Origin of the sequence: Streptomyces sp. HSG2, from assembly GCF_016598575.1 — a bacterium.
GTDB lineage: Bacteria > Actinomycetota > Actinomycetes > Streptomycetales > Streptomycetaceae > Streptomyces.
The window spans coordinates 3,321,553-3,339,093 of record NZ_CP066801.1; the positions used below are offsets into that span (position 1 = coordinate 3,321,553).

Sequence of the window (17,541 nt, forward strand, 5' to 3'; positions counted from 1 at the left end):
TGGTGTGGTGGGCGAGTGGTGAGGCGACGCTTGGGGGAGCCGGAACGTGGGCTACTGGGGGTATTTCGTGGTGGGACGGGCGGAGCGACCCGTCCCGGACGCGCGGGCGTTGGCTCGGGCCGGCCGGATGACCCCGCGGACCTCCGCGCCCGGGGGATGGCAGGTCTGGGAGTACCCGGGCGGGGACGGCGACGTCGGCCGCATGCACGACCTGGCGGCCGAGACCGGCGCGCCCGCCCTGTTCGGGTACGTGATGGACGGAGACTGCGTGGTCCTCGAGGCGGCGGGCCCCCGCAGCGGGGTGTGGACCACCTGTCTCGCGCGGACCCGGATGGCCTGTTACCTCGGCGCCGAGCAGCACGGACTCACCTTGGAGGACTACTTCCTGGAGCCCCGCGACGCGGCCGACCGGGCCGTCGCCTGGGCCGCCGAGGCCGGTCGCGCCGCCGACGCCGGTGAACTGCTGAGGCTTCTGGAGGCCGACCCCGAGCCGACCGAGTCGGGCGCCGAGGACCTCTTCTTCCGCTTCCTCGACCGACTGGGCGTCGTCCCGCTGGGACACCGGGCCCCCTGAGGGCGGCGCGTGAAGCGGTGACATTCCCGTGCCGCCGCACGCTGTAGGGAGGAAGCGCCCCCCGTCGGGGTGGGCGGGCCGAGCTGCACGAGCGGGAGGCACGGATGAGCCTGGAGGCACTGATCGCGCGGGCCGACGAACGAAGCGTGGCCGCGAGCGGGCTGGCCTGTCTCGACCGCTGCCTTCCCCTGTTGGGCGGGGAGGACGAGACGTTGCGTCCGTTGTGGGGGAGTCTCGCGCCCGGCGGCGACCCCGCGCTGTGGGGCCCCCTGTTGACCGAGGCGCGAAACCGCCTTCAGGGCGTCGGCGAGGCACACGATCGGGCGGCCGGCCTGGCCCGGGAGATGCTGGCGACGGCGCCCCTCGACTGGACCGCCCCCGCCACCCGACGGTGGGCCGACGACTGCTCGCTGGCCTCCTTGGGCGTCCATCGGACGCTCGACCCCGCCGAGGACCCGACGCCGGTGCGGGAGCGCAGGTCGGGGCGGACCGGGAACATGCCTCCCCTCGTCGCCGCGGAGCTGCGCCGTCAGGTCACCGTGCTGGAGGTCCTCGCCGGACACGGAGCGCCCGGACTGCGCCGGGCCTTGGAGGTGACCACGGAGGGGCGCCGGGTGCTGCGAGCCGTCGTCTCGCGCCGGTCGCGCGGCGTGGGCTGAGTCCCGACGCCGAGGCGTCCGCACCGGTCGTCCCGCCGGTACGCCCGCCCGCGGCCCGAGACGCCACCCGGCGCGGGCGGTGCGCGGGGGCGGTCGTGCCGACGGCAGCGCGGTGGCGGAGTCGCCCCCTGGGGGACGACTCCGCCGCGGGTCGATCCGGTCCCGGTGCGCGAGCGGGACCGCCGCCCGGGGAACGGTGTCCCGGGCCGACGACGTCAGCAGCCGGCGTGGCCTCCGAGGAGGGTGGTCACGCCCCGGTCTTGCCCAGCAGCTCCAGCAGGGCGTCGGCCGCGGGGGCCGACGAGGCCGGGTTCTGCCCGGTGATCAGCAGGCCGTCCCGCACGACGTACGGCCCCCAGTCGTCGCCCTTGTGGTAAGAGGCGCCGAGCCGGACCAACTCGTCCTCGACCAGGAAGGGCACGATGTCGGTCAGCTGGACCGCCTCCTCCTCGGAGTTGGCGAAGCCGGTGACGTCCTTGCCGCGGACCAGCGGGGTGCCGTCCTCGGCGACGGTGTGGCGCAGGACGCCGGGGGCGTGGCAGACCAGCGCCACCGGCTTGCCGGCACGCAGCGTCGTCTCGATGAGGCGGGCGGAGCCGGCGTCCTCGGCCAGGTCCCACAGCGGCCCGTGTCCGCCGGGGTAGAAGACCGCGTCGAAGTCCTCGGCCGAGACCGAGTCCAGTCGGACGGTGTTGGCGAGTGCCTCGGTCGCCTCGGCGTCGGCCTCGAATCGCCGGGTGTCGTCGGTGCGGAAGTCGGGCTCGTTGCTCTTGGGGTCCAGCGGGGGTCGGCCTCCCTTGGGCGAGGCGAGCACCAGTTCCGCCCCCGCCTCCTTGAGGCGGTAGTAGGGCGCGGCCAGCTCCTCCAGCCAGAATCCGGTCTTCTCGCCGGTGTCGCCCAGCTCGTCGTGCGAGGTGAGAACGATCAGGACCTTCATGACGTGCTCCAATCTAATAGACCGGTCTACTACTACAGTATGCGACAACGCGTCGCGTGCGGCGCGGAGGGCGCCGGTGGAGGCCCGTTCAGATGCCCAGCGTGCGGCGGGTCGCCGACATGGCGGCGTCGAGTGGTGCCGTGTCGCGAAGGATCTTGCTCCGCACCCCGGCTCCGAGCCACATGTCGTAGAGCGCCTGCGCGACCTCGCGCGGGTCGCCCTCGATCGACAGCGATCCGTCCTCCGTCCCCGCGGCGACGGCGCGACCGAGCCGGTCGACTATCGCGTCGGTGCCCTCCACGAGGGCCAGTCGCATCGGCTCGGACAGGTCGGCGACCTCGGCGCCGAGCTTGACCGCCAGGCATTTGCCCTGGCAGTCCTCGAAGCTCTGATTCTCCCGCCACTGCCGCCAGTAGGCCGTCAGTCGCTCGGCCACCGTCCGGTCGGACGGGGCGAGGGTGACGTCCATGTCCGCGAGGTAGTCGGCGAAGTAGCTCCGCAGGGTCGCCTCCCCGAAGGCGTCCTTGGAACCGAAGTAGTGGTAGAAGGACCCCTTGGGGACGCCGGCCTCGGCGAGCACCTCGTTGATCCCCACGGCGGAGTAGCCCTTACGGGCCATGATCCGCCGCGCGGTGTCGAGGATGGCCCGACGGGTGTCCGTGGTGCGCGCGGTGACCGGCATGACGCGACCGTAGCAGCAAAGTAGACCGGTCGTCTAGTGTCCCGCTCCGGAGAGGCCGGGGCGTCGCGGCGGGACGGCCGGGGCCGCCACCCCCCACAGGAGAGACCCCGGCCGTCGCACGGGTCGCGAGGCGGCCCGCTACCCGGTACAGCGCCGCCCGGGCGTTCCGCGTCACACCCGTCGCGTCACGGGTGAGTTGCATCCTGGTTCCACGGGTCGTCGAGGCGTGGACGGGGACGGTTTCAAGACGTAGCGTGCCTTTCGCGCCGGAGCGCGGAGGGCATGCGCTTGTGCCCGCCCGCGGTGGACCACCGCGGCCAGTCGGAGCTCCGGGCGCAGGGAGAGGCGCGCGGGGTGCTCGGGGAGGACGCGGAGCTGACCGCGGCGGTACGTGCGGCGCGGGACGGGGACGAGACGGCGTTTCGGACCGTGTACCGCGCGGTGCACCCGCGGCTGCTCGGCTATGTGAGGACGCTCGTCGGCGAGGGGGAGGCCGAGGACGTCGCCTCGGAGGCGTGGCTGCAGATAGCCCGGGACCTGGAGCGCTTCCGGGGCGACGCGGACCGCTTCCGCGGTTGGGCGGCGCGGATCGCCCGCAACCGCGCGCTCGACCACCTCCGCATGCGAGGCCGCCGGCCCGCGATCGGCGGCGACGAGACCGAACTGACCGGCAGACCGGCGGAGGCGGACACGGCCGGGCAGGCCATGGAGTCGCTCGCCACCGGCAGCGCCCTCGCCCTCATCTCCCGACTGCCCCAGGACCAGGCCGAGGCGGTCGTCCTTCGGGTGGTGGTCGGTCTAGACGCCAGGGCCGCCGCGGCGACGCTGGGCAAGCGTCCCGGCGCCGTCCGCACCGCCGCTCACCGCGGCCTCCGCAGGCTGGCCGAGTTGATCGGCGCCGAGGACGCCGCCGGGGGCGCCCTCGACGCTCTCCCGGCCCCGCGAGAACCGGAGGACTCCGCGGCGGCGTCCGCGCCGGTGAGGCGAGGAGCGCGGCGGACGCGGAGGAAGGTGTGATGGCCGACGAGCGCAACCCGTGGCCGGAGGACGGGACGGACGGGTCGCCCCCGGAGGAGGGGGACGCCGGCGCGCTCGCGTCGCCCCCGGAGGAGGGGGACGCCGGCGCGCTCGGCGCCGTGTCGCCGGAGCGGGCGGCTCGGCTCGCCGAGATCCTCGCCGGGCTCACCCCGAGGCTCCCCGAGGTGGAGGGGGAGTACCCGGGGGAGGCGGCAGCCGTCGCCGCCTTCCGCGATGCTCGGCGCGCCCCCCGCCCTGGGAACGCCCGCCCGGCCGATCCCGGAGCCGACTCGGCCTCCGAGGCATCCGCGTCGCCCGGCGCCGACATCGTTCTCCGGCACCCGGACCGGCGCCAGGACCTGGGCCGGGACGGCGGCGACGTCCGGGTTCGGCGGCCCCGTGCGAGGCTGCGGCGGGTCGCTGCCGCCGCCCTGGCGGTGGGTCTGGTCGGCGGGGGCGGTGCCGTGGCGGGGACGGGGGTCCTGCGCGCGCCCCTCACCGGCGATCACCCCATCCCGGAGATCTCGGCCACGGGTGCCGCGACCCCCGAGCCCCCGGTGTCGCCGAGAGCGGAGTCGACCGGGCTGGGCTCCGTCCCGGTCGCGACCGCCGAGGAGACGGGGCCGGGCCACCGCGGTGCGGGCGGCACGGCGGACGACCCGCCCGCGCTCACGGAGAGCGGATCGCCCACTCCGGCATCGCCCACTCCGGCCGGCCGCGAGAGCGCGACCGACCGGCGAGGCGAGGAGGGCCGAGGCGACCGGTCGCGGTCCGCCCAGGACGACGGCAACGATTCCCGGACCCCGCGAGACGCCTCCGCCGCCGAGTGCCTGGGCGTGACGACGCCCCCGGGGACCGAAGGTGCCCGAGGGCGGACGTCGGACGGGCCGGACGCGGACGCGGGCCGGTCGGAGGATGTCTGCCGTCGGGACTCCGAGCCGGGTTCCGACATCGATGCCATGGGGCTCCGACGGGCCGCCGGCGGGTCGGGGTGGGCCTCCACGCCGCCGCCGTGAGGTCCGCCGAGCCGGTCTCCGTGAAAGAAATCGCGCAGGGTGTGACACTTTCGACGGCCCCGGCGCAGTAGTGGGTGAGCCGACTGGTCATCGGCTGCCGCCGAGCCGGGGTTCCCCCCGTACCCGAGGCTCGTGCGTTCGGCGCGGGCGGGACACGTTCCCCCGGTCCCGTCCGCGCCCCGGCCCTTCCGCCGGCACGAGCCGCGCCGCACCGCGAGGCCCGGCCCCCCCGTCGGTTCCCGCCCGACCGGTTTCCCGACGGCGAGTGAACTCGCTCTCGACGCACGGTGAATCACCCGCGCGCCGGCGTGGACCGTGGGCGGGTTCGTCGCTTGGCGATCTTCTGTTCACTCGTCGTTGAAGTCCGGTTGGGCTGCTCCTAGAAACACGCTCCTACCGTCCTCGGTGTGCCAGAAAGTGCGACCAAACCCCTGCGGACCGCCGTTCTCGCCGACTCCGACACCCGGTGGAAATGGGGCGCCCTGACCGCCCGCCGCCTGACCGGGAGCCGTTCCGGCGCGGCGGGTGGCGCCGGGGACACCGGACCGACCGACGCGAGCGACCCGGCCTCCCGCCTGGACGGCTACCTGCTGCGCGGCAGGTCGACCCCGACGGCCCGCCAATTGGCCGAGGTCGGGGTGGCCGCTGACAGCCTGCGCGAGGTCACCGCCGTGGAGTTCCTGCGGGAGATGAGGGACGCGTCGTACGACGTCGTCGTTCTGGCCCTGGTCGGCGGCGGTGTCCAGGCGATGCTGCACGGTCTCGGTCGCTCCTGGGAGGCGCGCTCCGCCCGCCCGGTCGTCGTCACCGGCTACGTCGGCGTCGTCTACGAGAAGCTCACCGACGGTCTGCTGCTGCGGCACGGCGCGGACCTGGTGCTCGCCAACTCCCTTCAGGACGCCGAGCGTTTCCGCGCCGTCTACGAGGGGGTGGGCGCGGACGCCTCCTCCGTGACCGAGGTGGCCCTGCCGTTCCTCGGTGGCGCCCCCTACACCGACGCGCACGACCCGTACACGGTCGTCTTCGCCGCCCAGCCCTCGGTGCCGTCCTCCCGCGCGGACCGTGTCTACCTGCTCGACCGGTTGATCCGGCACGCCCGGCGACACCCCGAGCGAGAGGTGCTGCTCAAGCTGCGCTCCCGGCCCGGCGAACACACCACCCACATCGAGGACCTTCCCTACCAGACGCTGGTGGGCGACGCCGACCCGCCGCCCAACCTCCACCTGGTGTACGGGCACATGGGCGAGGTGCTGGACCGCGCCGACCTGCTGGTCACGGTCAGCTCCACAGCGGCCATGGAGTCGCTGCACCGGCGTGTCCCCACCGCGATACTCACCGACCTGGGTGTGCGGGAATCCCTGGGCAACCACCACTTCGTCGGCTCCGGCTGCCTGACCTCCTGGGATCGGCTCGACGCGGGCCACAGGCCCGAGCCCGCCCCCGAGTGGGTGGCCCGTCAGGGCGTGGCCGCCGGGGGCGACCCGACCGGGGCGTCGTACGCCGGCGCCTTCGACACCGCCCGGGAGCGCGTCGCCGAGCTGCTGGCCCGGCCGGGCGGCCTGCCGCCCCTCGCCCCGTACTACACCGTCGAGACCGCGCCCGGATACCTGCCCGGCATCCTGGCCCGCCACCACCTGGGCCCGGACGGCACCCCGCGTCCCGGCGACGCCGTCGGCGGGCCCCGGCCGGGCCTGGCGCGACGGATCGTCCGCCGTGCCGCGCGCGGTGCCTACCGCCACGGGGTCCAGCGGGTAGCCCCGCTGATCCGGCGGATGGGGGAGCTGTGAAGCGCGCCGACGCAGACCGAGGAGAGCCGCCCATGTCCCGAACCGACGCAGACCGCACCGCCCCCGCACGCCGGGTCCTCGCGGTCGTCCCCGCGCGGGGCGGCTCCAAGGGCGTCCCGAGGAAGAACGTCACCCCCGTCGGCGGGGTGCCGTTGGTGGCCCGCGCCGTGCGGGCGTGCCGGGAGGCGCCGCTGGTGACCGACGTCGTCGTCTCCACCGACGACCCGGCCGTCGCCGCCGCGGCCCGCGAGGCCGGCGCGGAGGTCGTCACCCGCCCGCCGGCCATCGCCGGCGACACGGCCACCTCCGAGGCCGCGGTGTCGCACGCCCTCGACACCTACGAGGCGGCCCGCGGGACCCCCGTCGACGTGGTGTTGCTCGTTCAGTGCACCAGCCCCTTCCTCACGGCCGAGGACGTCGACGCCGTGGCTCGCGCCGTCGCGGAGGGCGACGCCGAGACCGCCGTGACGGTGGCTCCCTTCCACGGGTTCCTGTGGCGGGCGGCGACCGAGGGAGGCGGGCAGGGTGTCAACCACGACAAGTCCTCCCGACCCCGACGCCAGGATCGCCCCCAGGACCTGCTGGAGACCGGGGCCGCCTACGCCATGGACGCCGCCGGCTTCCGCGAGCACGGCCACCGCTTCTTCGGCCGGACCGATCTGGTGCGGACCGACCCCGCTCGGGTACTGGAGATCGACGACCCGCACGACCTCGCGCGTGCCCGCGCCCTGGCTCCGCTGCTCGACGGGGACCGCCCCGACGGGCGCGGCGCGACCGCCTCGGCGGCCCTTCCGACCGCGGGGGACGTCGACGCGGTGGTCCTCGACTTCGACGGAACGCAGACCGACGACCGCGTCCTCGTCGACTCCGACGGCCGGGAACTCGTCGCCGTGCATCGCGGCGACGGTCTCGGTGTCGCGGCCCTGCGTCGCCGCGGGATGCCCCTGCTCATCCTCTCCACGGAGGAGAACCCGGTCGTCGCCGCCCGGGGTCGCAAACTGCGGATCCCGGTGCTGCACGGCGTGGACCGCAAGGACCTCGCGCTGAAGCGGTGGTGCGAGGAGCGGGGCGTCGTGCCCGAGCGCGTGTTGTACGTCGGCAACGACGTCAACGACCTTCCCTGCTTCGACCTGGTCGGCTGGCCCGTCGCGGTCGCCTCGGCGCACGACGCGGTCCGGGCCGCGGCCCGCGTGGTGACCACCGTGCCCGGCGGCGCCGGGGCGATCCGAGAGATCGCCGGATGGCTCCTCGGCCCCGACCTCGGCACCGCGCCGGCCGCCGCCCCGTCCGGCTCCGACGCCTCACCCACCCCGCACACCCCGTAAGGAAGCCCCATGAGCACCGACGCCCGGATCCGCTCCTTCGGTTCGCGCGAGGCCGGCCCCGGCCGCCCCGTGTACGTCACCGGCGAGATCGGCATCAACCACAACGGCGAGCTGGAGAACGCCTTCAGGCTCGTCGACGCCGCCGCCGAAGCCGGCTGCGACGCCGTCAAGTTCCAAAAGCGCACCCCGGAGATCTGCACGCCGCGCGACCAGTGGGACATCGAGCGCGACACCCCCTGGGGTCGGATGACCTATATCGACTACCGCCACCGGGTGGAGTTCGGCGAGGACGAGTACCGCGAGATCGACGCGTACTGCCGGTCCAAGGAGATCGACTGGTTCGCCTCTCCCTGGGACACCGAGGCCGTGGCATTCCTGGAGCGGTTCGACGTGCCCGCGCACAAGGTCGCCTCCGCCTCGCTGACCGACGACGAACTCCTGCGCGCCCTGCGGGCCACGGGCCGCACGGTCGTCCTCTCCACCGGCATGTCGACCCCGCGCCAGATCCGGCACGCGGTGGAGGTCCTGGGCAGTGACAACGTCCTGCTCTGTCACGCCACCTCGACCTACCCGGCCAAGGCCGAGGAACTCAACCTGCGGGTGATCGACACCCTGCGGCAGGAGTACCCCAACGTCCCGATCGGCTACTCGGGTCACGAGACGGGTCTGCAGACCACGCTGGCCGCCGTCGCCCTGGGCGCCGTCTTCGTCGAGCGCCACATCACCCTGGACCGGGCCATGTGGGGCTCCGACCAGGCGGCGTCGGTCGAGCCGCAGGGCCTGACCCGCCTCGTCCGCGACATCCGAACCATCGAGGCGTCCCTCGGCGACGGGGTCAAGAGGGTCTATGAGTCGGAGCTGGGGCCGATGAGGAAACTGCGCCGTGTCCAGGGGGTCGTCGCCGAGGCGGAGATCGCCCTGGCGGCCGGCGAGCCCCTGGGCGTCTGACACCCCGGACCCCACCCCCTCCACGCCCTACGACGGGACGGTCGTACGCCGATGAGCCCCCGCGCCGGGAAGGCCGGCCACCGCACCCTCGCCTTCGTCGAGAGCCCGGTACAGCTCCTCAACACGCTGGAGTGGGCACACACCCGTGCCCCCGGCGCGGGGCTCACCCTCGTCGTCCTCTCGCCTGTCGACCCCATGAGCCGGGGCCAGCTCCGCCGCATGGCCGACCTGGCCCGGGACGAGGGCCACGACGTCCGCTGGGAGGAGGCGCGCGGAGGGGTCACGGCTCCGTTCCACACCGTCGGAGGGCTGCGTCCCGCGCTGCGGGGCGCCGACCGGATCGTCATCGGCGACCCCTTCTCCCGCTATGTGCAGCTGCTCTTGTGGATGGGGCGCGCCGACGAGCTGGTCGTGGTCGACGACGGCACGGCCACCATGGAGTTCGTCGGCCAACTGGTCCGGGGCGAGCGCCTGGTGCGCTGGCACCGCAAAGGCGGCCGGCCCGCTCCCCGGGATCTGCTCTTCGCCCCGGTCTCGGCGGCGGCGCGGCGCCGGCTCACCCCGGCGGGGAACCGCGCCGTCGAGATCTTCTCCGCCATGCCGATCGGGGACGCCCCCGCCGGTGTCACCGTCACCGCCCACGCGTTCGCCTGGACCCGGGAGCGCTTCGGTCCGCCGCACGTCACCCGCAGCGCCGACCTGGTCGGCACCTCCCTGGTGGAGACCGGTGTCGTCGACGCCGAGCGGTACCTGGCGGCCGTCCGCGCCCTGGCCGAGGCCCACGGTGCCGGTCGGTACTTCGCCCACCGCCGGGAGAGCGCGTCCAAGCTGCACCGACTCGGGGTGGAGACGGGCCTGGAAGTGGTCCGCCCCGAGCTTCCCCTGGAGATCGTCGCGCGGCGGGGACCGGTCGGGCGCACGATCCTGAGCTTCCCCTCCACCGTCGTCCACACGCTTCCGCTCGCCCTGGTCGGCACCGACGTCGAGGTGGCCGTCTGCGACATCGAGCCCGGCTGGCTCACCCGGAACGCCTCCCCGAGGGCTCGGGGCTTCCTCTCCGGTGTGACGGGTTCGGCGCGGGGGGCACACCGGCTCCCGGCGGTGGCGGGGACGGTCGGGTGAACCTCGCACCCGCCCCACGCCGCGGCCGGTCGCGGCGATTCCCCGGGGAACGGGGCCCGCGCTCCCGGGCGTGGTCGGTCGCCGTCCAGGAGTGGCGGGGCGGTGGGGCGGGTACCCGGCAGCATCGCGCGCGGCGAGCGGAGGTGAGACTTGTCGGGAAAGGGAGCGAGTGTACCCAACCGCGTCGGTACATATGCGCGGGGCGGCCGTGTTTTCTTCCCCTGACGGGCTGAACTTTTGTTGATCGTGGGTCAACGGGCCGCCTCGTCGTCCTACCCTGCAAAGGGTGAAGCAATTGACCCCCCCAGAGCCCGAGGCAGATCTCCTGAGCGGAGCCGTGCTCCCCGGCACGCTCCCCGAGGAGCTGCGCGCCGAACTCGTCGCCTTCCGGCGCGACGTGCACATGCATCCCGAGCTGGGCAACCAGGAGTTCCGGACCACCGCCGCGATCAAGGAGCGCCTGACCCGCGCCGGCCTGCGGCCCAGGGTCCTGCCGATCGGCACCGGGCTCGTGTGCGACATCGGGGCGAGTGGAGGGGGGTCGGGCGGACGACCGGAGACGATCGCCCTGCGGGCCGACATCGACGCCCTGCCGATCCCGGACACCAAGACGGACTGCGCCTATCGCTCGACCGTCCCGGACCGGGCCCACGCCTGCGGGCACGACGTCCACACCACCGTCGTCCTCGGCGCCGGCCTGGTCCTCGCCGAGCTGCACCGCCGAGGGCTGCTGCCGCGTCCGGTGCGGCTGGTCTTCCAGCCCGCGGAGGAGGTCATGCCGGGCGGCGCGGCGGACGCCATCGAGGGCGGCGTGCTGGAGGGGGTGCGGCGCATTCTCGCGTTGCACTGTGATCCGCGCGTGGACGCCGGGCGGATCGGGTTGCGGGAGGGCGCCATCACCTCCGCCTGCGACCGGTTGGAGGTGTCCCTGGACGGCCCGGGCGGCCACACCGCGCGACCGCACCTGACCACCGACCTGGTCACCGCCGTGGCCCGTGTCGTCACGGACGTGCCGGCGCTGATCTCGCGGCGGGTCGACACCCGCAGTGGCCTCGCCCTGACCTGGGGTCGTGTCGAGTCGGGGCACGCTTCCAACGTGATCCCCCAGCACGCCGAGCTGTCCGGGACCGTGCGCTGCCTCGACCTCGAAGCCTGGCGGCAGGCGCCGGACGTCGTGGTGGCCGCCATCGACGAGGTGGCGAACCTGCATCGGGCCAAGTCGCAGATCACCTACGTCCGGGGCGTGCCCCCGGTCGTCAACGAGCCCTCCAGCACCGAACTCCTGCGCCGCGCCATGGTGGCCCGGCGCGGTACCGAGTCCGTGCGGGGGACCGAGCAGAGTCTGGGCGGCGAGGACTTCTCCTGGTATCTGGAGCGGGTGCCCGGGGCCATGGCCCGGCTGGGCGTCCGGTCCCCGGGCGAGCGGACCGTGCGCGATCTCCACCAGGGCGACTTCGACGTGGACGAGCACGCCATCACGGTGGGTGTGGAGTTGCTGACGGCCGCCGCGCTGCTCGACGGTGTCTAGGTGAGTCGGCCGGCGGACGCCGTCGGTTCGGAACGGGGGGCGCGCGCCTCGGTGGTCTGAGGGCCCCGCGCGGGGTCGGCCCGTCACCGGGGCCCGTGCCGTGCCGGTTCTCACCCGTCGCGTCGCCCCGCCGGCGCGGCGGGTGAGAACCGGGGGAGGGCGTCACCCAGAGCCACCCCCCGTTCGCGCCCGGCGAGGGCTTCCGCCCACCGGCTGTGGGCTTGGGCACGGGCGGATAACAAGAAGGACAGAAGGGGTTTTCAGGCAGGTCTACGCGCGTTAATGTGCGGCGAAGCCAGCGCCGTAGCTGAACTCCGGCGCTTCGTATGACAGGAGCAGCACACATGCGCCGGATTTCCCGTATCTCGGTCGCAGGCGCGGCGACCGCCTCCCTGGCCCTCGCCCTGTCCGCCTGTGGCGGCACCTCCACCGAAGGCTCGTCGGGCTCGAATGGTGACAAGGGCCTCGCCATCGCCTACGACGTGGGCGGCAAGGGTGACCAGTCCTTCAACGACGCCGCCTACCAGGGCCTGGAGCAGGCGAAGGAGGAGTTCGGCTACGAGACCGCCGACATCGAGCCCACCGAGGGCGAGACGGACGCGGACAAGCAGCAGCGCCTGGAGTCGCTCGCCAAGCAGGGCTACAACCCGGTCATCGGCGTGGGCTACGCCTACGCCTCCGCTGTCAAGGGCGCCGCCGCGAAGTACCCGGACACCACCTTCGGCATCGTCGACGACGCGACAGTCGAGGCGGACAACGTGGCCGACCTCGTCTTCAGCGAGGAGCAGGCCTCCTACCTCGCCGGTGTCGCCGCCGCCGAGAGCACCAAGACCGACGTGGTCGGCTTCGTGGGCGGTGTGGACATCCCCCTGATCCACAAGTTCCAGGCCGGCTTCGAGCAGGGTGTCAAGGACACCGACCCGCAGGTCAAGGTCGTCTCGCAGTACCTGACCCAGACCGCCGAGGACGGCGGGTTCTCCAGCCCCCACATGGGCAAGACCGCCGCCGAGGGTCAGATCGAGAAGGACGCCGACGTCGTCTACGCGGCGGCCGGTCTGTCGGGTCAGGGCGTGATCGAGGCCGCCGCGGCCAACGACGTCTGGGCGATCGGTGTCGACTCCGACCAGTACCAGCAGGAGGCCCTGGCGAAGTACAAGGACTCCATCCTGACCTCCGCGATGAAGGACGTCGCCAAGGCGGTCTTCAACCTGGCGAAGTCGGTCGAAGACGGTCAGCCGGAGACCGGTATCGTTCGCGGTGATCTGGAGTCCGGTGAGGTGAGCCTCTCGAACTCGAACCCCGCGTTCGCGGACGACGCCGACCTGCAGGCCGCCGTCGAGGCGGCCAAGGAGAAGATCATCAACGGCGAGATCGAGGTCTCGACCGGCTGAGTCCGGTCGCGTCTCGACCGACGTGCAGCTTTCGGGTCGCACCCAGGCGACGGGGTACGGGGAGAACGCCTCCGCGTACCCCGTCGTTCGGGTGCCACCCGTTTCGATGCCGTAGGGGCGCTACGCGCGTAGACCCCATCCCGTCCCCAGGAGAGTGCGCCATCAACGCGTCCAGCAGCCCTCCCGCCGATGCGGCGGCGGGCGGTCGGCAGACCGCCGTCGAACTCGCCGGAATCACCAAGCGATTCCCGGGTGTCGTGGCCAACCACGACATCCACCTCACCGTCCGCAAGGGCACCGTCCACGCCCTCGTCGGCGAGAACGGCGCCGGCAAGTCGACGCTGATGAAGATCCTCTACGGCATGCAGAAGCCGGACGAGGGCACCATCACGCTCGACGGGGAGCGGGTGGCCCTGCACAGTCCGGCCGACGCCATCGCCCGCGGCATCGGCATGGTGCACCAGCACTTCATGCTCGCCGACAACCTCACGGTCCTGGAGAACGTGGTCCTCGGCAGCGAGAAGCTGCACGGCATCGGCGCCAAGGCCCGACGCGCGATCAAGGAGCTCTCCGACCGGTACGGCCTGGACGTCCGTCCCGACGCGATGGTCGAGGACCTCGGCGTCGCCGCCCGGCAGCGTGTGGAGATCCTCAAGGTCCTCTACCGCGGCGCCCGGACGCTGATCCTGGACGAGCCGACGGCGGTGCTGGTTCCGCAGGAGGTGGACGCCCTCTTCGACAACCTCCGCGAGCTGAAGTCCGAGGGCCTTTCCGTCATCTTCATCTCCCACAAGCTGGGCGAGGTGCTGTCCGTCGCCGACGACATCACCGTGATCCGTCGCGGCACCACCGTGGGCACGGCCGTCCCGGCCGAGACCACCCCGCGCCAGCTCGCGGAGCTGATGGTGGGCAGCGAGTTGCCCACCCCCGAGACCTGCGAGTCGACGGTGACCGACCGCCCCGTCCTCACCGTCGACAAGCTGCGCCTGACGACGCCCGGCGGCAAGGCGCTCCTGGACGACATCACCTTCACCATCCACGCGGGCGAGGTCCTCGGCATAGCCGGCGTGGAGGGCAACGGTCAGACCGAATTGGTCGACGCCCTCATCGGACTGCGCCACGCCGACTCGGGGTCGATCCGACTGGCCGAGGACGAGATCACCGGCTGGCCCACCCGCCGACGCCGTGAAGAGGGCGTCGGCTACATCCCCGAGGATCGCCACCGCCACGGCCTGCTCCTGGACGCGCCGCTCTGGGAGAACCGCATCCTCGGGCACGTCACCGAGAAGCCCGTGGCCAAGGGCGTCTGGCTGGACCCCAAGGCGGCCCAGGAGGACACCCGTCGGATCGTCGAGACCTACGACGTCCGCACCCCTGGCATCGACGTCACCGCCGCCTCGCTCTCCGGCGGCAACCAGCAGAAGCTGATCGTCGGCCGAGAGATGAGCCACGCCCCGCGCTTCCTGATCGCGGCCCACCCCACCCGCGGCGTCGACGTCGGCGCCCAGGCGGCCATCTGGGACCACATCCGGGAGGCCCGCCGCGAGGGCCTGGCCGTACTGCTGATCTCCGCCGACCTGGACGAGTTGATCGGCCTGTCCGACACCCTTCGGGTGATCTACGACGGCAGGCTGGTGGCGGACGCCGATCCGGCCACCGTCACCCCGGAGGAGCTGGGATCGGCCATGACCGGCGCCGCCTCCGGTCACCTCGACCACCAAGAGCCGACGACCGGCGATCAGGACCCGGAAGACGAGGCCCGCTGATGAAGAAGTTCGACCGGGAGCGTGTGCTCCTCGCGGTGGCCGGACCGGTCATCGCGCTCGCCGTGGCCTTCGCCCTGAGCGCGATCGTGCTGATCGCCTCGGGCAAGAACCCCGTCGAGCCGTTCGCCCTGATGTTCCAGCAGGCGGGCTACTCCGACGTCCAGGTCCGGATCCTCAACCAGGCGACGCTGTACTACATCACCGCCTTGGCGGTGGCCATCGGCTTCCGGATGAACCTGTTCAACATCGGTGTCGACGGCCAGTACCAGCTCGCCGCCATGGCGACGGCGATCGTCGGCGCCCACGTGGCCCTGCCGGCCGCCCTCCAGGTGCCGCTCCTGCTCCTGACCGCCGTCTTCACCGGCGCGTTCTGGTCGGGCATCGCCGGCGTCCTCAAGGTCACCCGAGGCGTCAGCGAGGTGGTCGCGACGATCATGCTCAACGCCATCGCCACCGCCGTCATCGGCTACCTGTGGCTGCCGGACGTCTTCGGCGTCAAGGTCGGCAACAACAACACCACCGGCGTGATGCACGAGTCCGGCTGGATCCCCGGCTTCGACCTGGGCGCCTCCGGCGAGGTCTACGGGCTCATCGTCCTCGCCGTCCTGCTCGGGGTCGGCTACTGGATCACCCTCAACCGCACGCGCTTCGGCTTCGACCTGCGCGCCTCCGGCGCCTCCGAGACCGCCGCGGCGGCCAGTGGCGTCGACCCCAAGCGCATGGTGCTGACCGCCATGCTGCTCTCGGGCGGCGTCGCCGGACTGGCGGGACTGCCGATCCTGCTCGGCTCCAGCCACACCTTCAACCTCAACTTCCCCACCGGCATCGGCTTCCTCGGCATCGGCATCGCCCTGCTCGGCCGCAACAGTCCGGTCGGCATCGCCTTCGCCGCCCTGCTGTGGGCATGGCTCGACAAGGCGTCGCCCGAGCTGGACTTCCACGGCTACGACAAGGAGATCGCCGTCATCATGCAGGGCCTGATCGTGCTGTCCGTGGTGGTCTCCTACGAGGCCGTCCGCGAATGGGGCCTCCGCCGCCAGCAGCGCCGGGTCGGCGCCGAACTGGCCGCCGGTCACGCCCTCGGCCACAACACCACGAAGGAGGTGGCCGGCTGATGGCCACCGCAACCGACGTCGTCCGGCCCACGCCGGAGCCCGGGGCGCCCGCGTCCCGCCGCCTCTCCCTGCCGGTCCTGATGCTGATCATCGCCGGCGGTCTCGCGCTGACCTCGTTCGTCCGCATCGTCACCGGCGCCGACGGCATCACCAACGTCAGTCAGATGTCCACCGCCCTCCAACTCGCCGTGCCCATCGGGCTCGCCGGCCTCGGCGGCCTCTGGGCGGAGCGCGCCGGCGTGATCAACATCGGCCTGGAAGGCATGATGATCCTCGGCACCTGGTTCGGTGCCTGGGCCGGCTTCCAGTGGGGCCCCTGGAGCGGCATCGTGCTGGGTGTGGTCGGCGGAGCCCTGGGCGGTCTGCTCCACGCGATCGTCACGGTCACCTTCCGGGTCAACCACATCGTCTCCGGCGTGGCCGTCAACATCCTCGCCCTGGGCGCCACCCGCTACCTCGCCCCACTGGCTTTCGAGGGCCACCAGGGCGGCACCGCCAAGCAGTCGCCTCCCGTGGAGTCCCTCGGCCACTTCACGGTGCCCGGTCTGTCCGACGCGCTGGTCTCCCTCAACGACCAGGGCTGGTTCCTCGTCTCCGACGTGGCCGGCCTGCTGGGCGGCCTCGTCACCGACGTCTCCTGGCTCACCCTGATCGCCATCGCCCTGATCCCCACCACCTGGTGGGTCCTGTGGCGCACCCCCTTCGGCCTGCGGCTGCGCTCCTGCGGCGAGAACCCGGTCGCGGCGGAATCCCTTGGCGTCAACGTCTACAAGTACAAGTACATCGCCGTGATCGTCTCCGGCGGCCTGGCGGGTCTCGGCGGCGCCTTCCTCTCCATCGTCGCCAACCCCTTCTACCTGGAAGGCCAGGTCAGCGGGCGAGGCTTCATCGGCCTCGCAGCGATGATCTTCGGCAACTGGATGCCCGGCGGCCTCGCGCTCGGCGCCGGCCTCTTCGGCTACACCGACAGCCTGAACCTCCGGGGCGGCTCGGCCAACGTGCACGCCCTGCTCCTGCTCGGAGCGCTGCTGCTGCTCGCCGGCGCGATCTGGCTGCTGGTGCGCAAGGCCTACCTCAAGGCCGGCATCACCCTCGCCATCGGAGCCCTGGCCTTCGTCTGGTACAGCACCACCGACGCGGTGCCCAACCAGGTGGTCGCCGCCACCCCGTACGCCATCACCCTGGTGGTCCTCGCTCTGTCCGCACAGCGGTTGCGGATGCCGAGGGCCAACGGCACGGCCTACCGAAAGGGACAAGGCAAATGACCCAAGCCGACTGGTCGGCGCTCCGCCAGGCGGCCCGCGCCGCCATGACCCGCGCGTACGCCCCCTACTCGGGCTACGCCGTCGGTGCCGCCGCCCTGGTCGACGACGGCCGCACCGTCACCGGCTGCAACGTGGAGAACGCCAGCTACGGTCTCGGACTCTGCGCCGAGTGCGGGCTGGTAGCCCAGCTGCGGTTGACCGGCGGGGGGCGCCTGACCCACTTCGTCTGTGTCGACGGCCGCGGCGAGGTCCTGGTCCCGTGCGGCCGGTGTCGCCAACTTCTCCACGAGTTCGGCGGGCCGGAACTGCTGCTGGAGACGCCCGCGGGCGTGCTCCCACTGGCCGAGATGCTGCCCCAGGCATTCGGCCCCGATCACCTCACCCAGTAACCACCGGAAGGAACGCCCGG

The 17,541-nt window shown here is 72.9% G+C and carries 16 protein-coding genes; 14 read left to right on the top strand and 2 right to left on the bottom strand.

The features are described from left to right. Positions 1 to 46 precede the first annotated feature (46 nt). Together JEK78_RS14295 and JEK78_RS14300 are read left to right on the top strand one after the other, a co-directional pair. The gene (locus JEK78_RS14295) at positions 47 to 574 is read left to right on the top strand and encodes a hypothetical protein (RefSeq protein ID WP_200259087.1); all 528 of its coding nucleotides are present in this window, start codon (positions 47 to 49) and stop codon (positions 572 to 574) included. Between the two features lie 104 nt (positions 575 to 678). After that, positions 679 to 1,233 carry a hypothetical protein gene (locus JEK78_RS14300; protein ID WP_200259089.1) on the top strand — a complete coding sequence of 185 codons (555 nt, stop codon included), beginning with the start codon at positions 679 to 681 and terminating at the stop codon, positions 1,231 to 1,233. Between the two features lie 247 nt (positions 1,234 to 1,480). Here JEK78_RS14300 and JEK78_RS14305 read toward each other — a convergent pair whose 3' ends face one another. Further along, positions 1,481 to 2,170 (bottom strand): type 1 glutamine amidotransferase domain-containing protein, encoded by a 690-nt coding sequence (locus JEK78_RS14305; RefSeq protein ID WP_200259091.1) that lies wholly within the window; start codon positions 2,168 to 2,170, stop codon positions 1,481 to 1,483. Between the two features lie 88 nt (positions 2,171 to 2,258). Next, entirely contained in the window at positions 2,259 to 2,852 is a 594-nt protein-coding gene (locus JEK78_RS14310; RefSeq protein ID WP_200259094.1) for a TetR/AcrR family transcriptional regulator, read from the bottom strand. A gap of 354 nt (positions 2,853 to 3,206) precedes the next feature. Here JEK78_RS14310 and JEK78_RS14315 point away from each other — a divergent pair, with 354 nt between their 5' ends. From JEK78_RS14315 to JEK78_RS14370, 12 genes are all read left to right on the top strand, one after another. Next, positions 3,207 to 3,869, top strand: a complete 663-nt coding sequence (locus JEK78_RS14315; protein WP_200264167.1) for an RNA polymerase sigma factor — start codon at positions 3,207 to 3,209, stop codon at positions 3,867 to 3,869. Continuing rightward, positions 3,869 to 4,885 (top strand): hypothetical protein, encoded by a 1,017-nt coding sequence (locus JEK78_RS14320; RefSeq protein WP_200259097.1) that lies wholly within the window; start codon positions 3,869 to 3,871, stop codon positions 4,883 to 4,885. The genes JEK78_RS14315 and JEK78_RS14320 overlap by 1 nt, the downstream gene beginning before the upstream one ends. A gap of 407 nt (positions 4,886 to 5,292) precedes the next feature. Continuing rightward, complete coding sequence (locus JEK78_RS14325; protein WP_200259101.1) at positions 5,293 to 6,672, top strand: DUF6716 putative glycosyltransferase; 1,380 nt, start codon at positions 5,293 to 5,295, stop codon at positions 6,670 to 6,672. Between the two features lie 32 nt (positions 6,673 to 6,704). After that, positions 6,705 to 7,997 carry an acylneuraminate cytidylyltransferase gene (locus JEK78_RS14330; protein ID WP_200259104.1) on the top strand — a complete coding sequence of 431 codons (1,293 nt, stop codon included), beginning with the start codon at positions 6,705 to 6,707 and terminating at the stop codon, positions 7,995 to 7,997. 9 nt (positions 7,998 to 8,006) lie between these two features. Then, positions 8,007 to 8,945, top strand: a complete 939-nt coding sequence (locus tag JEK78_RS14335) for an N-acetylneuraminate synthase family protein (protein WP_200259107.1) — start codon at positions 8,007 to 8,009, stop codon at positions 8,943 to 8,945. Positions 8,946 to 8,996: 51 nt separating this feature from the next. Then, on the top strand, positions 8,997 to 10,067 hold the full coding sequence (locus JEK78_RS14340; RefSeq protein WP_200259110.1) for a hypothetical protein: 1,071 nt from the start codon (positions 8,997 to 8,999) through the stop codon (positions 10,065 to 10,067). Between the two features lie 286 nt (positions 10,068 to 10,353). Then, the gene (locus JEK78_RS14345; RefSeq protein ID WP_200259113.1) at positions 10,354 to 11,595 is read left to right on the top strand and encodes a M20 family metallopeptidase; all 1,242 of its coding nucleotides are present in this window, start codon (positions 10,354 to 10,356) and stop codon (positions 11,593 to 11,595) included. Positions 11,596 to 11,939: 344 nt separating this feature from the next. Continuing rightward, positions 11,940 to 12,986: a BMP family ABC transporter substrate-binding protein gene (locus JEK78_RS14350; protein WP_200259115.1), complete on the top strand. Its 1,047-nt coding sequence runs from the start codon at positions 11,940 to 11,942 to the stop codon at positions 12,984 to 12,986. Positions 12,987 to 13,147: 161 nt separating this feature from the next. Then, on the top strand, positions 13,148 to 14,752 hold the full coding sequence (locus tag JEK78_RS14355) for an ABC transporter ATP-binding protein (RefSeq protein ID WP_200264168.1): 1,605 nt from the start codon (positions 13,148 to 13,150) through the stop codon (positions 14,750 to 14,752). Next, on the top strand, positions 14,752 to 15,867 hold the full coding sequence (locus JEK78_RS14360) for an ABC transporter permease (protein ID WP_200259117.1): 1,116 nt from the start codon (positions 14,752 to 14,754) through the stop codon (positions 15,865 to 15,867). The genes JEK78_RS14355 and JEK78_RS14360 overlap by 1 nt, the downstream gene beginning before the upstream one ends. Further along, on the top strand, positions 15,867 to 17,132 hold the full coding sequence (locus JEK78_RS14365) for an ABC transporter permease (RefSeq protein ID WP_200259119.1): 1,266 nt from the start codon (positions 15,867 to 15,869) through the stop codon (positions 17,130 to 17,132). The genes JEK78_RS14360 and JEK78_RS14365 overlap by 1 nt, the downstream gene beginning before the upstream one ends. Further along, positions 17,129 to 17,521 carry a cytidine deaminase gene (locus JEK78_RS14370; protein WP_200259121.1) on the top strand — a complete coding sequence of 131 codons (393 nt, stop codon included), beginning with the start codon at positions 17,129 to 17,131 and terminating at the stop codon, positions 17,519 to 17,521. Before JEK78_RS14365 ends, JEK78_RS14370 begins: the two co-directional genes overlap by 4 nt. The last annotated feature ends 20 nt before the right edge of the window (positions 17,522 to 17,541 follow it).

Bases quoted from the DNA above. Each gene is read 5' to 3' on its own strand.
- JEK78_RS14300 (WP_200259089.1), top strand. From the start codon at position 679: ATGAGCCTGGAGGCACTGATCGCGCGGGCCGACGAACGAAGCGTGGCC.
- JEK78_RS14305 (WP_200259091.1), bottom strand. From the start codon at position 2,170: ATGAAGGTCCTGATCGTTCTCACCTCGCACGACGAGCTGGGCGACACC.
- JEK78_RS14310 (WP_200259094.1), bottom strand. From the start codon at position 2,852: ATGCCGGTCACCGCGCGCACCACGGACACCCGTCGGGCCATCCTCGAC.
- JEK78_RS14320 (WP_200259097.1), top strand. From the start codon at position 3,869: ATGGCCGACGAGCGCAACCCGTGGCCGGAGGACGGGACGGACGGGTCG.
- JEK78_RS14330 (WP_200259104.1), top strand. From the start codon at position 6,705: ATGTCCCGAACCGACGCAGACCGCACCGCCCCCGCACGCCGGGTCCTC.
- JEK78_RS14335 (WP_200259107.1), top strand. From the start codon at position 8,007: ATGAGCACCGACGCCCGGATCCGCTCCTTCGGTTCGCGCGAGGCCGGC.
- JEK78_RS14340 (WP_200259110.1), top strand. From the start codon at position 8,997: ATGAGCCCCCGCGCCGGGAAGGCCGGCCACCGCACCCTCGCCTTCGTC.
- JEK78_RS14350 (WP_200259115.1), top strand. From the start codon at position 11,940: ATGCGCCGGATTTCCCGTATCTCGGTCGCAGGCGCGGCGACCGCCTCC.
- JEK78_RS14360 (WP_200259117.1), top strand. From the start codon at position 14,752: ATGAAGAAGTTCGACCGGGAGCGTGTGCTCCTCGCGGTGGCCGGACCG.
- JEK78_RS14365 (WP_200259119.1), top strand. From the start codon at position 15,867: ATGGCCACCGCAACCGACGTCGTCCGGCCCACGCCGGAGCCCGGGGCG.
- JEK78_RS14370 (WP_200259121.1), top strand. From the start codon at position 17,129: ATGACCCAAGCCGACTGGTCGGCGCTCCGCCAGGCGGCCCGCGCCGCC.